The sequence below is a fragment of the Devosia soli genome (assembly GCF_000970455.1).
Taxonomy (GTDB): domain Bacteria; phylum Pseudomonadota; class Alphaproteobacteria; order Rhizobiales; family Devosiaceae; genus Devosia; species Devosia soli.
This window is the reverse complement of record NZ_LAJG01000005.1, coordinates 310,302-322,176: the sequence shown is the minus strand read 5'-3', so window position 1 is coordinate 322,176 and position 11,875 is coordinate 310,302. Positions and strand designations below refer to the sequence as shown.

Sequence of the window (11,875 nt, the reverse complement as noted above, 5' to 3'; positions counted from 1 at the left end):
CGGGCCTTTTCGCTTTGAGGCCCACATGACTGTAGTCGACGACATCCTGCGCGAATTTAGAGAATTCAGGCGCTACAGCGGCGACGGCTTGCCGGGCGAGCCAACGAATGCTCCGCTTCCTGTAGGCGATCCGCAGTCTGGCCCGTGGAACCCGAAAAAGGCGAACCTGCGCCTCGCGCTCGGCGGTCTCGCTCAGCAGCTGCTCGATGGCATTGCGCTGGTCAACGGCGCAATCCCTGCGATCTCGGCCGCCAGAGATGCTGCTTTGGCCGCGCTCGCCGATGCTAGGTCGCAAGCGTTAGGTGCCATCTCATCCGATCTCGTAACTGCACTTTCCGACCTTGCTACCGCCCGTGCAAACGCGCTGATCGAGCTGGGCAACGTCGTCCAACAAGGAGCGGAAATCCTTGAGGACACAGAGGATGCGAGAGACATAGCCCTTGCAGCGAAAGAGGCAGCGCTTGCGGCAGCTGAAGGGAGCGGTGTTGACCATTGGGCTGATTCGAAGTCCGCTGCGGATGCCTCTTTTGCAAGCTATGCCAACGGCGACGTCATTGGGGTTTTTGCTGATGAGACAGCTGGTGGCGATCAAACCTTTTATCGTAAAGTTGGTGGGTCGCTCGTCCTCAAAGTCAACACACAGGAGCGGACGCGGGCCACAATCAATACCAGCTTAGCTCCAACTGCCCCTCTCTTCAGTTCGTTCGTAGGAGCAACCTTCGCCGATAAACTCGAGGCGGCGATTAAAGCAAGCAAGAACGCACGGCTCATTATTCCAAAAGGGAATTACACCCTAAACCGGCTGCTGACTCTCACGCCGGCAGATATAGGTAATTGCAAAATTGACTGGTCAGGTTCGACGCTCATCGTTGATGCGGCTCGTACGGATGGGGCTGAGTTCGATGTGGTATATGGCGCACTCTCGTTTTTCGGCACACAAGACAGCTTCTACGACCAAACTCTCGCAGCTGATCATCCCGCTGGGCAGAATGCTTGGTCGGTAAATAGTTCCGCCAGCTTTGTAGTAGACGATTATTATTGGATACAGGTCGCCCCTGGCAGCAATATCGAAGCAGACCACATTGTGGATTTGCTGGCTAGATGCGTCCGTACAGAAACCGGACAGGTTTACTTTGACTACAGGCGCGGGTGGAATGTGCCTGCAGGTGCAGTAGTACGCTTCACACACGTAACACCCGTCCGAAATGTTGAGGTCAGTAACCTCAATATCGTCTATGGCCGCACGTATACAGACGATGCGGCAGGGCGTCTGGCCGCATCAAGCGGCGTGACTTTCAAATTTGCTGTGGGCTGCAAAGCTGAAGGGATCACTTATGCAAATGCGCCCAAAAGGACCGTCCAATTTTACTTGTGCAACGACGCCAGTGCAATCAGGTGCGAAGTTAAGCGGACAGCTACGCCAAACCGGGAAGGCTATACAGCTGGATTCTATGGTGTTCTCTACGCGTATGCCGAAAGGCTTCGGGGGTTGCGTGACAGGCACGTTGTCGATTTCACCGGATCGGCTTTTGCCAAAGTGGTAGGCTGTTCCGAAGGGGAAACGCAGAACGCAACTTTTACCACCCACGGGAAGTATGAGCACAACCTGATCTACGAGGGCTGTGCCGGCCATTTGCAGTTCGCTGGATCAGGTGATGCCTTCGGTAATCGCGCAAGAAACATCCTCGTTAGTGGGCACAATGGAAATCAGATTATTGCGCGTTCGGGTGTGGTAGATCTCACCATTGAATCCTCGCGCTTTTCTTCAATTGCCGATCTAAATGCCGACGGTCTGGTGCTCCGTGATAGCTACTTGGGTAACCAGGTAACTTTTAAAAAATCCACGGCACTTTCGGACCGGAAAAACCTAGCCGACAACAGTTTGATTACCTTGGGCGGAAATGCGTTTTTTGACGCTGGCGTCGATGTGGAGATGCTGTTCCGTTGCTGCAAAATACCGAATCTAAATTTCGCGAATGCTTTTAGCGCGTACGCTGCACTAGTATTTGAAGATTGCGAAGTGACATGCACTGCCACAAGCGGCACTCCAATCAGCTGCGGGCTGCGGTCTTTGCAGATTATCCGCGGTTCATGGACGGGCGCGAATCTCAAGTTCACCTCCACGGCGGAGCAGCATCTAAAGATGCTCGATGTCGATATCTCTTGGGGTGGCCGGCCAGCTACGCTAGCGATGCTCGAAATTGCGAAGCCTGCAGGTTCATTGCTAACGCATTGGCGGGGCGGGAAATCCCTGTCCAATGGCGCAAGGCACATTACTGCAGTGACCCCTGGGGCGGTTCTTGGTTTCAAGTTGAGTGAAGTTTCCTTCAGCGGCGGCGGTCTGCGCATCGACCAGAGTGCCCTGACGGTAGGTAGCGGCGGCTATCTGATCATGGGCGAGAACGTCTTTGAGGCGGTGACGAGAGTTCTTCCCTCGCCTGTGTCGGCGGGTGTTGCATACGGTGCTCAACTGGGCGCCTTGGAACTAGCGGCGAGTCAGTCGGCAACGTTGGGGGCTATCCCCGCAGGGACATCGGCCTATCTGAACGTTTCTGTTCCAGGGGCCGTCATTGGAGACTGGGTACGCTACGTGAGTGCATCAGTCGATTTCGGAGACGATATTGATATTAGCGCTCGGGTCAGCGCTCCCGACACTGTGAGGGTGAAGGTCCGCAACGCAGGGGCGGGCAGCGTAACGCCCGGCTCGGCAACATATCGCGTCGGCATCAAAAAGTCAGTTGCGCCCTAGTTGGCGCAGCTTCCATCCCAGTTGATTTGCGAGCAATTTGGATTAGCCGCTATCATCTCCATTTGGCGATCAACGTGGTAGCTCACATCTCGGTCAGTGCTGACGTAGATGTACATCGCCGCAAAAATGATGAGCAAGATCATAATGATGTAGTAGTTTTCTTGTCTCATCTGGCTCACCAAGCTAACCGAAGTCTAATTGGCCGGCATGCGGTTGTCTAAACGGCCGGTTCATTCTAGCTTTATGCCTCGGGAGGCAACTACAGGGGCATATCATGAAAACTCACGTAAGCATCCTAGCGGGGATGATGTTGTGTATTTCGTCTGGAGCGCTTGCCGCAGCCAACGCACAAGACGCAGCGGTTTCGACGGACTCTCCTCCGGTTCAGGTCGAGGTTGTTGCAACACGGACCGTTCAGGAACTGCTTGAAATCCTACGGCAGGGAGATGCGGCAACTGGCTTCGAAGAAGCTCGCTCGGAGCTTACAGAGCTCGCCGAAAGCGGTGACGCTGTTGCCTCAGTGGCCCTCGGCGACCTATATCGTAGCGGGGTGTTCGGCGAGCCAGATCCTGCGAGCGCAAAGAGATTTTTTGAGATCGGTGCAAAGGCAGGAGACGGGAAAGCGCTTGCTCGACTCGGCGAGCTCTATCGAGCAGACACACCGCTCTTACCCGACGAGGCGAAGTCGCTCAGCTACTATACACAGTCAGGAGACGCGGGCTGGGGCCCTGCGCTCATGTATCTCGGCGACTATTATACAAAGGCAAGGGATGCCGAGGGCGCGATCGCTGCGTACGAGAAGGCAATCGCAATTGGCGAAAAGGCGGCGTACGTTCCTCTCGGTGATATCTTCCGGCTGAACCGCATCCATGCTCCGGATTATGAGCGCGCAGATGAACTTTTCCAACAGGCCGCCGATCTCGGGGCCGAAAAAGGGCTGACCAGATTGGCGCAGCTTCGTTTGGATGGCCATGTGGGCAGAGTTAGCGAAGGCGTTGCTCTATTAGAAAAGGGAATTTTGGAAGATGTTCCTGGGGCAGCCGTCGCGCTTGCTGACGCCTACATTAGCGGGCAGGGCGTTAAGCGCAGTGTCCAGAAGGGCATTTCTATCTTGGACGCCGGTGTTGCCAAGGAAGACGCCGCTTCAGCCCGCAGGTTGATTGCGCTCTACCTCGATGGCGCCAAACCGGAATTGCAGCCGAACGCTCGGCGCGCGAACGCCGTGTTTGAGGCGTCTGCGGGTTTCCTGCCAGACCGGGCCAAAACCTATGAAGGCGCTATACTGCAATCTGCGCTCGCGGCTGATAGGACGGCTTTCCAAAGTGCCTACAGCCAATTCACTCTGCTCGACCAATCGCAGAAGGCTTCTGCTCTACCTCGTATCAAGCGCCTGAACGAGAATAGCTACGTTTATTTGTTGCAGTCGGCGCTCGGTGAACGAGGTGTTTTTCAGGGGACGGCAACCGGTCAATTAACCGGTTCCACAATTCGTGCTGTGAATGCATTTTGCGCTGAAAACAACTTGACTGTATGTGTCAGAGGGCCACTAGCCGGTCCGGTGGCGGATGCTTTGGGGAAAGTACTCTGACAGCCATCGGTGAAGCTCCAACCGTTCAATCAATCCCGACGCGCACAAAGCGTCGGGAAGCGACGTTACTCGCTGTATTGCTAGGAGCCGGCACAATCGCGACGTTCGCAGCCGCCACCGTACTTTTCGGTGTAGGTGCCGGCTTTGGAGTCTTGGCAGCCGCAGTTTTCTTCGCCTATGGAAAGCCCTTGCCGACGCTTGGTTTGATCGTCTTCGCGATCATTTTTCAAAATCTGAGCCTCTCGATCTTTGCGCCAGCATTGTTGGAACGTGCCGGCGATTTCTCGTTGGCGCAGGGGGCAAATTACATCGTGATGGCTCTTGTCTTCATGATGCTGATGGTCGCAAGCATGCAGATCCTGAAGAAGGACAACATGTTGTTTGTCGGCGGCGTTCTTATTGTTGCTGTGTACGCAGCTTACGGTGGTGCACGATCAGACTTTGTTAGTGCAGCGTCGTATTTTCGGCTTTTCACCGTTCCTCTGATCTCAGTGTGTTTGGGTTTTTATCTGCGTGATCGAGTAAACGGGGAAGACCTTCGGCGCTTTCTGATGGTCTTTACGATCATTGTCCTTTCGCTCCTGCTGGTCGAGGTTCTCGCTCCTGCCATTTATCACTCTTTTGCTGGCACGGTTGATTTCCAAGCCCTCAAGAGACCAGGTAGCTTCTCGATCGATGATGTCGAGAGCTTCATTGTTGGCAGCCAACGTTCTTTGTTCAACCTAACTGGCGCCTTCCGGTTGGACATCTTTGTTCCGAATATCTACGGCCCCTCTGTGCATCCAATAAGCACGGCGTACATAGTCGCTACACTAGGGCTGTCGATGTTTTATTTCCGGCGCTACGTCCTCACTGCCGGATGTTTCGTCGCCCTGATCCTGATTTCCGCGAAGGGGCCACTTGTACTTTTTGCAGCGCCCGTTGCCACCGTCTATTTGGTGCGGCTGGGGCTGTTCCGGCGAACGGCGCCCTACCTTTTCGGCCTTTCTTATGCTGCGGTCGTTATCGCGTATGGGCTCTATAGTAGCGACGTGCACGTTTATGGCCTGATCGCTGGGCTACAATCGCTTTTGACCACGCCGTGGGGGCATGGTTTAGGGCTTGGCGGAAACTTAAGTGGTGAGGTACTGGCGGTTAAGAATGCTCAGGCGATCGCCTCAGGCGCAGCACGCCCCGTAGAAAGCGCGATTGGGGTCATGGCCTACCAATTGGGCATTGTTTGCTTGCCGCTCTGCTACTGGGTCTGGAAGCGATACACCAAAGCCGTCGAGCCGTTCCGGCCGATTTATCGCGCGTTTCTGACGTCTGCATTTGTGGTGATGATCGTGAATGCCGCATTTCAGGAAGAGGCTTTCTCGCCAGCCGCGTTTGGCCTTGGTGCGCTCGTTCTTCTTCTGCTCACTGGTTTAGACCGAGGCCGTAAGCAAGCGCTCGTGCCCACACCCTAGCACCGCCCCTGAACTTAGTCAGATTAAGAAGCGACATTCAAAAGATGCGAGGATTTCCTCGACCATACTTCTTGCCAGCTTGAGAACGTCTACGATTGGCTGTCCTTCAAAATCGGGAATGTCGTAGAAGCCGACACTTAGATTGGGTTGAAAATCCATGTCGACAACGGTGCCAGGTGTGGTGGTCAGAAATTCCATGTCGTCGTATGGGGTCGAGAACTCTAGAAATCTTTCACCACTTGGCCCGGTACGATAGACCGGTTTCAACACGCCATCGGGAACTACCATGTCCCACTGCCCCGGTCTGGCATGACTGGCAGGAACCATGTGGGACCCACTTCGGCTACCCCACCTTAGCGGGAACCCCTGCGATGTTTTCATCGTGCCCAACTGTTTCTTACGGCTGCCCAAAATGATTGGCATCAAAAGGGGGTGATGCTTTTCACCGATATCCAGGTCATGCATGGCGAAGATGAGGGCGCCTTTACCCCCTCGGTAAGGTTCGGCATCTTTCAAAAAGTCGATGACCGCAGCTGGAAAGTGCTTCTTTTGATCCGCTAGCGATCGCTCAAAAGCGTTAACATTCGCTCCAGTCGGAAACCCAATTCCCTTGTGGCGATGTCCTTTTCTGGAAACGTCAGCAATATGATCTGCATAGGCCGTAAGCATTTTGTCTAAAGGCGTGCGAAGGTTGTGGACGGCGTCCGCCACGATTGACTCGATCTCCAGTGGAATGGCGGTGGGTACAAAACGCCAGACTTGGCCGACGTTCGCTATAATGTCGCTTCTAGTTGTAAAGGGGCGGGTTTCTAAGAAGGCACCTAGTGCTCGGTCAAGGTCCGCAATATGCGTGTCAGCTCGCCTTAACTTGGCTTTGGCGGAGATTAAATGGCTCACCAAGAGCACCCCCTGACGTTTTTGGTAATGCATCAGTAGATTGCTGGGTTAAGTCGGCTCCCACATCGAGGAGCTTTCGGGAATCTTCCCAATGGGCGGCAATCCCCACGTTCTAACGCTCTCCAGCTAAGAACGCTTCCAGGTGGTTTATTAATACGGGGCCTGGGGCATTAGCATCGATATAGCTGTCTACGAACTTAGACGGTTTCTCGTTGAAATACGCAGTTATCAAAGCCTGCCGGAATTCATCGGAAATCCCCTTTACTGTAAACCGATCCAGTCCGGTTTTCTCTGATGCTCGGTACTCTGCTAGTAACTCCTTCAAGGATTTACCATCGTATGGACTAGTCACGGTGTAGATCTCCGCTTGGCCGATTAAGTTGAACATTTATGCAGTTTATAGCGCCCACTGCAAATGCAGAGGACGCCCTCACGCCCTCACACCGATTGTGGGTGGGCCGAGGCTGTTCGGGCAGCCTCGGCCTGCAACTTATTCGTCTAGAAGCTGACGAAGGAGCGCTATGCCAGCTTCAGCGAGCTGCAGGTATAGAACCATAAGAACGATGTATTCTTGAGACACATGTAGCCTTTCTTGGCTTTGTGGGTGATCGTTTTACCGCGCAGCACTAAGCGATTACGGCCCGGGCAAGGGTCGTGGCGCAATAGTTTATCATTCAGGTAACTTGCTTAGGTCAGGCGCTGCTGAACGCTATATATAGTATGCGGCGCCACCGGTTACTGCAACGTATTCGGTTTTCGGCAGTTCGTCCCTACCACCTTGACTGCCGTTTCGGCACGAAAGATTTCAACATTATCTGTGCGTCAGCACCCCTGACGCAACCACCCAATAGGCCCGGCATCTGCTGGGCCTTTTCTTTTCCTTCATCACAGGAGGCCGATATGGCCAATGCAAACGCGGAAGCGAATTTCCGCGCGAAGGCGCCTGGCATAATGGCCAAGCTCCTTGATGACTTTCCAATCGAAATACAGGCAGCTGCGGCGATCGTCGGCAACGCCGGTCACGAGAGCCTTGGCTTCACCGCCTTGCAGGAGATTAAGCCAACCGTCGTAGGATCTCGCGGGGGTTGGGGGTGGATGCAGTGGACCGGCCCGCGGCGCCGCGCGTTCGAAGCGTACTGCATGCGCACCGGCAAAGACCCTGCCAGCGACGAGGCCAACTACGCCTGGCTCTACCTCGAACTCAAAGGCATTGAGGGAACCGAAGGTGCCGCAATTGGCAAGACCCAAGCTGCTATCGGGCTTGAGGCGAAAGTGAAGGCTTTCGAGCAGGCGTTTCTTCGCGCAGGCGTGAAGCACTACGACAGCCGCATCCGCTGGGCAAAGATCGCGCTGGCAGCATGGGAAGCCGATCGCACTGCGCCGGCCGATCCAAAGCCTGCGCCCATACCCGTCGACCCGCTGCCGCCGCCAAAGACCGGCGGCATCAAGCCCGCCGGCGTCATCGTCGCAATCATCTTCCTGGCCCTCCTTGTGGGGGCCTTTTTCTTTGTGAGGTTCTAGACCATGTTTCAAAACGTCATTGTCGGCTGGTTCGCCCGTCGCGCGCTCGAACTGGGCGGCATCTTCGGTGTCCTCTGGACGATTTACTCCAACCTGTCGCCAGCCTCTCAGGACGCGATTGAGCGGCTTTTCACTGGCCGCTGGCAGGAAGTCACGCTTGGCGCCCTCGTGCCGATCGGCATCGCGCTCTGGGGCTATATCTGGTCTTTCCTTTCGACCAAGCGTCCGCAGGTTGTAACCGCTGACGCGAAGCAAATCCCTATCAAGCCCGACACCCGAGCAGCCAGTGAGATTGAGGCCAAGGCTGCAGTGGCGCCAAAGCCACGGACGCTCTGGGATCGCCTCCGCGGCAAGTAACCAACCCCTCTCTAAGGGCTATGCGCAGTGACCAAAGAAACTCTGACGGATGCGGAGCGCCAGGTAATGGCCCGCCTTGCCGAAGCCCTTGGAGAGGAAAAGGCAGATGATGTCGTCGTCTTCAACCGCGATGAAGCGGAGGTATTGAAGGAATGGGCAAGGTTCATGATCGCGTGGAAGACGCTCGGCCGATGGGGTGCGAGCCTCCGCCAGGTTATCCTGTTCTTTGGTGGGGCATTGGCTTTCTTGGCCGCCCTGCGGCTTGGGGTGCTCGACTTTCTCGGCCTTCACGGGGTGGCAAAATGAGACGGACGATTATCTCGGCCGTTGTCGGCGGCGCTTTAGCGGTTGGCGTGATGGCGGGAGCTGACTGGTTTCAGAACCTGCGGGCGGCTGCGGCATTCGCTGAGATGCAACAGGCGTCGCCCGGCGACTGGCTCGAGCTCAGTTCCTTCCAGGTCCGTGACGCCGTTCTTCCTGATGAACCGAAGCTGCGCTTCGTTGGCACTCCCACACTCGACTTGCTGATCCGGGTTGCTGTCTCGCCGCGGGAAACCACTACAGGCAATGTCGTCTGCTCTGGCGGCGGCCCAACCGTGCTCTATGAGGGCGGGGTGCCAGTTACCGTCGATAGTCAGCTCTCTCGGCTGGCCGGTCTCGATTCATGCCAGTTTCCGCCGGGACGATACCGCGTTCGTCTAAGCTTCCTTATGACGGAGCCGGGGACGCAGATTTCAAAAACGCTGCTCGTCGAGACAGAAGATTTGGAAGTGATCGCTGCGCCATAAAGGACAAAAGCCCTACCGGATGGCAGGGCTTTTGCTGATTGGGTGTGTTATTTCTGCTGACTTTTCCGCGCAAGACGGTCAGCCGCAATCGCGCGGCCAATCACAGTGGCGCTGGCATTTGTCGCGGCATGACACTGAACGAAGCCATGACTATCTTCCTCTTCCATTCGCTCGACCGACAAAGCTTCGGCCGCGGCGATGAATGCCAGTTCCCGGACGTTCAGGTTATCCCGCAAGTTCGCTTTGGCAGGAAGGCGACGAGCGGCCTTCAGAGCCTTGGCTGGCCCGCCTAAGACGCGTTCATATGTGACGTTGGTGCAGATGGCATACTCAATGCCCTTGCTCACACCACGTGCATTGAGCTCGTTAGTAAACTGCGATCTTACGACGCGGCTCATTGCGCGCCGCGCCACCCATTCATTTGCCTCAGCATTTGCACGGCTCAAAACTTCATCAGCAAGTAGAGGGTCTGCCGATTTGAACCGTAGGAATACCTCGCGGACCTCAATTGCCAGTTTGGCGTCGAGATACTCTGCATAGGCTAACGCCATGCGGACGTCAGCAAAGGTGCCGATGCCGTTCTTGACGTAATGCACTGATCTTATTTCAGAATCTGACCAGCTATGGGATTTTCCCGTGATCTTTTCGAGCAGCGCGGAAATGAACCGGCGGGTCGATGGCAGCCTCATCCAATCCGCCGGAAGGCGATTCTTGGGTGATCCTGCTGCCGCCCAAACATCGTTGAGCCTGGCTAGGCCATCCGTGGTGAACCTGACGACCTGATCGCGGACAATTAAATCTGGCACTTCAGCCATATAAAGACACCTATATATCAGTGCCTTTTGGACTTGACCGCACCGTCATTTTCGATAGAAGGTGCACTTGCAAAACGGTCGCCCAAAAGGCGGTTACAGAAAACGCCCGCTCCCCCAAGGAGACGGGCGTTTTGTATTTGGCTTCGATTCAGGTTTTGGGTCAAGGAGCCAGAACGTTTTAGCAACAGACCAATCTGTTTTTGTCAGGTTTTTAAGCGCGAATCTTAGCCTTCGCCGTCTGCCGCCAGTACGCATCGGTTGCTTGCTCAACCGCGCTTGGCACGCGCACGATCCGGCTATGGAAAAACGAGTTCTATTAGAGCGAGTTGATCAGTGGCTTCTTGGTGTCGGTGCCCTCGTAGCGGCTGGAATTGACCTCGCGGCTGACGCGATGGAATTCGAGCTGGCTATCGATCTGAGCGTCGAGCAAAAGGGCCTTTGCGTCCTTGCCTTGGATTTCGGTATTCAGCCATGTGCTGTAAGCCTCGGGCGGCAAGATGATCGGCATGCGGTTATGAATGCGCGAAATCTCAGGCACGGCCGGCGCGGTGATGATGGTGCAGCTCGTTACGCCGAGATTGTCGTTGTGAGCCCAGATGCCGGCAAAGCTGAACGGCGCACCATTGGGAAGCTGCAGAAGCCAAGGATCCTTGCCGCCGTCCTCCATGTTCTTGGTCCACTCGAAGTAGCCATCGGCGGGGATCAAGCAGCGGCGCGACTTAAAGCCTTCACGGAATGCGCCCGACGTATCGACGCCTTCGATCCTGGCATTGAACATCGCGTTCTTCGGCAGCTCTTTGGCGTAGAACGGCACCAGCCACCAGCGGCCGCGATCGAGCTCCATATTCCCGGCCTTGTCGAGGTGAACGAAGTCGACCTCTTGAGTTGGCGCGATGTTGAACCGCGGTTGCGAGTTTGTCTTAGCCGGCGGCGCGTCGTGAATGCTGTAAAGGGCGTGAATTTCCGCCCAGGTCATCTCATTGGTGAAGCGCCCGCACATCAGTCATAGCCCTCCGTATCGGCCAACTTACCCCATTCGTCTCGCCACATGCCGCGCTCCTGCAGCGTGATGACAACGCGACGGACGCCCATCATGGCGCGCAACTCTTCGGCGCGATCGAGCGCCTCACCCACGGGCCAACCTATCATTTCGCCGGCAGCAAACACGCCGCGATCGGTAACCTGCGTTGCCCAATAGATATTAGCCTGCGGCTCGACGTAGCTGAGGCCGGCAGCGATCATCGTCGTATCTGTCCCGCCAATGCCGACCATGATCGCATCGAATGCGACCTCGTCGTCATCTGTGGTCCATTGATAGGTTCTGGGCATCGTCAGACAATGGCACAACTCGCCACCGATTCCACCTGAGACTATGCCCACCAAATTCCAATCCGAGAGCGGCGCTATCACGCCGAGCGCTGACGCTACCCATAAATTCCCGGTCTACTATTGCGAGGAGTGTGGCGCACCAAACGCCGGCTTCGGCATGCCTCGCGCCGAAGGCCGGCTGAGCTATTGTGGCTGGGATGGATTCCGGCCGGTTTGCGTCGGCAAGGGCAAGCCTGAAGGCGCTGGGCTGGCTGTGCCGCCGTCTGCCCCCTGGTGAACTCTTCCCGAACAGAAGTGTCCCACTTTTTGGAGGCCTGAAAAGGTGGGACGAATAGGGCCGGATTGCTGAGCAATTTCAAAGGCCCAAAAATGGAATGGCGATC

General features: G+C 55.8%; 12 protein-coding genes. 8 read left to right on the top strand and 4 right to left on the bottom strand.

The window, feature by feature from the left end; translation table 11 throughout:
* The first annotated feature begins 25 nt into the window (after positions 1-25).
* From VW35_RS02235 to VW35_RS02225, 3 genes are all read left to right on the top strand, one after another.
* The gene (locus VW35_RS02235) at positions 26-2,749 is read left to right on the top strand and encodes a hypothetical protein (protein ID WP_046141357.1); all 2,724 of its coding nucleotides are present in this window, start codon (positions 26-28) and stop codon (positions 2,747-2,749) included.
* Positions 2,750-3,023: 274 nt separating this feature from the next.
* Positions 3,024-4,337 carry an SEL1-like repeat protein gene (locus VW35_RS02230; RefSeq protein ID WP_046141356.1) on the top strand — a complete coding sequence of 438 codons (1,314 nt, stop codon included), beginning with the start codon at positions 3,024-3,026 and terminating at the stop codon, positions 4,335-4,337.
* Between the two features lie 152 nt (positions 4,338-4,489).
* Positions 4,490-5,785, top strand: a complete 1,296-nt coding sequence (locus VW35_RS02225; RefSeq protein ID WP_046141355.1) for a hypothetical protein — start codon at positions 4,490-4,492, stop codon at positions 5,783-5,785.
* Between the two features lie 18 nt (positions 5,786-5,803).
* Here VW35_RS02225 and VW35_RS21460 read toward each other — a convergent pair whose 3' ends face one another.
* The gene (locus tag VW35_RS21460; RefSeq protein WP_046141354.1) at positions 5,804-6,715 is read right to left on the bottom strand and encodes a hypothetical protein; all 912 of its coding nucleotides are present in this window, start codon (positions 6,713-6,715) and stop codon (positions 5,804-5,806) included.
* 687 nt (positions 6,716-7,402) lie between these two features.
* On the opposite strand from VW35_RS21460, the gene VW35_RS02210 reads away from it, so the two are divergent.
* Genes VW35_RS02210 through VW35_RS02195 form a run of 4 tightly spaced genes read left to right on the top strand, consistent with a single transcriptional unit; the run spans position 7,403 to position 9,348 of the window.
* Complete coding sequence (locus VW35_RS02210; protein ID WP_152662434.1) at positions 7,403-8,203, top strand: phage tail tip lysozyme; 801 nt, start codon at positions 7,403-7,405, stop codon at positions 8,201-8,203.
* 3 nt (positions 8,204-8,206) lie between these two features.
* A complete protein-coding gene (locus VW35_RS02205; protein WP_046141352.1) occupies positions 8,207-8,560 on the top strand; it encodes a hypothetical protein in 354 nt (117 codons plus the stop codon).
* A gap of 27 nt (positions 8,561-8,587) precedes the next feature.
* Positions 8,588-8,866, top strand: a complete 279-nt coding sequence (locus tag VW35_RS02200; protein ID WP_046141351.1) for a hypothetical protein — start codon at positions 8,588-8,590, stop codon at positions 8,864-8,866.
* On the top strand, positions 8,863-9,348 hold the full coding sequence (locus tag VW35_RS02195; protein ID WP_046141350.1) for a hypothetical protein: 486 nt from the start codon (positions 8,863-8,865) through the stop codon (positions 9,346-9,348). The genes VW35_RS02200 and VW35_RS02195 overlap by 4 nt, the downstream gene beginning before the upstream one ends.
* A 47-nt stretch (positions 9,349-9,395) precedes the next feature.
* Here the strand turns inward: VW35_RS02195 and VW35_RS02190 are convergent, their stop codons facing one another.
* The 3 genes from VW35_RS02190 to VW35_RS02180 form a co-directional block, all read right to left on the bottom strand.
* Positions 9,396-10,163, bottom strand: a complete 768-nt coding sequence (locus VW35_RS02190) for a KilA-N domain-containing protein (RefSeq protein WP_046141349.1) — start codon at positions 10,161-10,163, stop codon at positions 9,396-9,398.
* Between the two features lie 316 nt (positions 10,164-10,479).
* Positions 10,480-11,163 (bottom strand): SOS response-associated peptidase, encoded by a 684-nt coding sequence (locus tag VW35_RS02185; RefSeq protein ID WP_046141348.1) that lies wholly within the window; start codon positions 11,161-11,163, stop codon positions 10,480-10,482.
* Complete coding sequence (locus tag VW35_RS02180; protein WP_046141347.1) at positions 11,163-11,492, bottom strand: hypothetical protein; 330 nt, start codon at positions 11,490-11,492, stop codon at positions 11,163-11,165. Before VW35_RS02180 ends, VW35_RS02185 begins: the two co-directional genes overlap by 1 nt.
* Before the next feature lie 43 nt (positions 11,493-11,535).
* On the opposite strand from VW35_RS02180, the gene VW35_RS21840 reads away from it, so the two are divergent.
* Positions 11,536-11,769 (top strand): hypothetical protein, encoded by a 234-nt coding sequence (locus VW35_RS21840; RefSeq protein WP_152662433.1) that lies wholly within the window; start codon positions 11,536-11,538, stop codon positions 11,767-11,769.
* The last annotated feature ends 106 nt before the right edge of the window (positions 11,770-11,875 follow it).

Coding starts and splice junctions, on each gene's coding strand:
- VW35_RS02235 (WP_046141357.1), top strand. CDS start 26: ATGACTGTAGTCGACGACATCCTGCGCGAATTTAGAGAATTCAGGCGC.
- VW35_RS02230 (WP_046141356.1), top strand. CDS start 3,024: ATGAAAACTCACGTAAGCATCCTAGCGGGGATGATGTTGTGTATTTCG.
- VW35_RS21460 (WP_046141354.1), bottom strand. CDS start 6,715: ATGCATTACCAAAAACGTCAGGGGGTGCTCTTGGTGAGCCATTTAATC.
- VW35_RS02210 (WP_152662434.1), top strand. CDS start 7,403: ATGCGGCGCCACCGGTTACTGCAACGTATTCGGTTTTCGGCAGTTCGT.
- VW35_RS02205 (WP_046141352.1), top strand. CDS start 8,207: ATGTTTCAAAACGTCATTGTCGGCTGGTTCGCCCGTCGCGCGCTCGAA.
- VW35_RS02195 (WP_046141350.1), top strand. CDS start 8,863: ATGAGACGGACGATTATCTCGGCCGTTGTCGGCGGCGCTTTAGCGGTT.
- VW35_RS02190 (WP_046141349.1), bottom strand. CDS start 10,163: ATGGCTGAAGTGCCAGATTTAATTGTCCGCGATCAGGTCGTCAGGTTC.
- VW35_RS02185 (WP_046141348.1), bottom strand. CDS start 11,163: ATGTGCGGGCGCTTCACCAATGAGATGACCTGGGCGGAAATTCACGCC.
- VW35_RS02180 (WP_046141347.1), bottom strand. CDS start 11,492: ATGCCCAGAACCTATCAATGGACCACAGATGACGACGAGGTCGCATTC.
- VW35_RS21840 (WP_152662433.1), top strand. CDS start 11,536: ATGCCCACCAAATTCCAATCCGAGAGCGGCGCTATCACGCCGAGCGCT.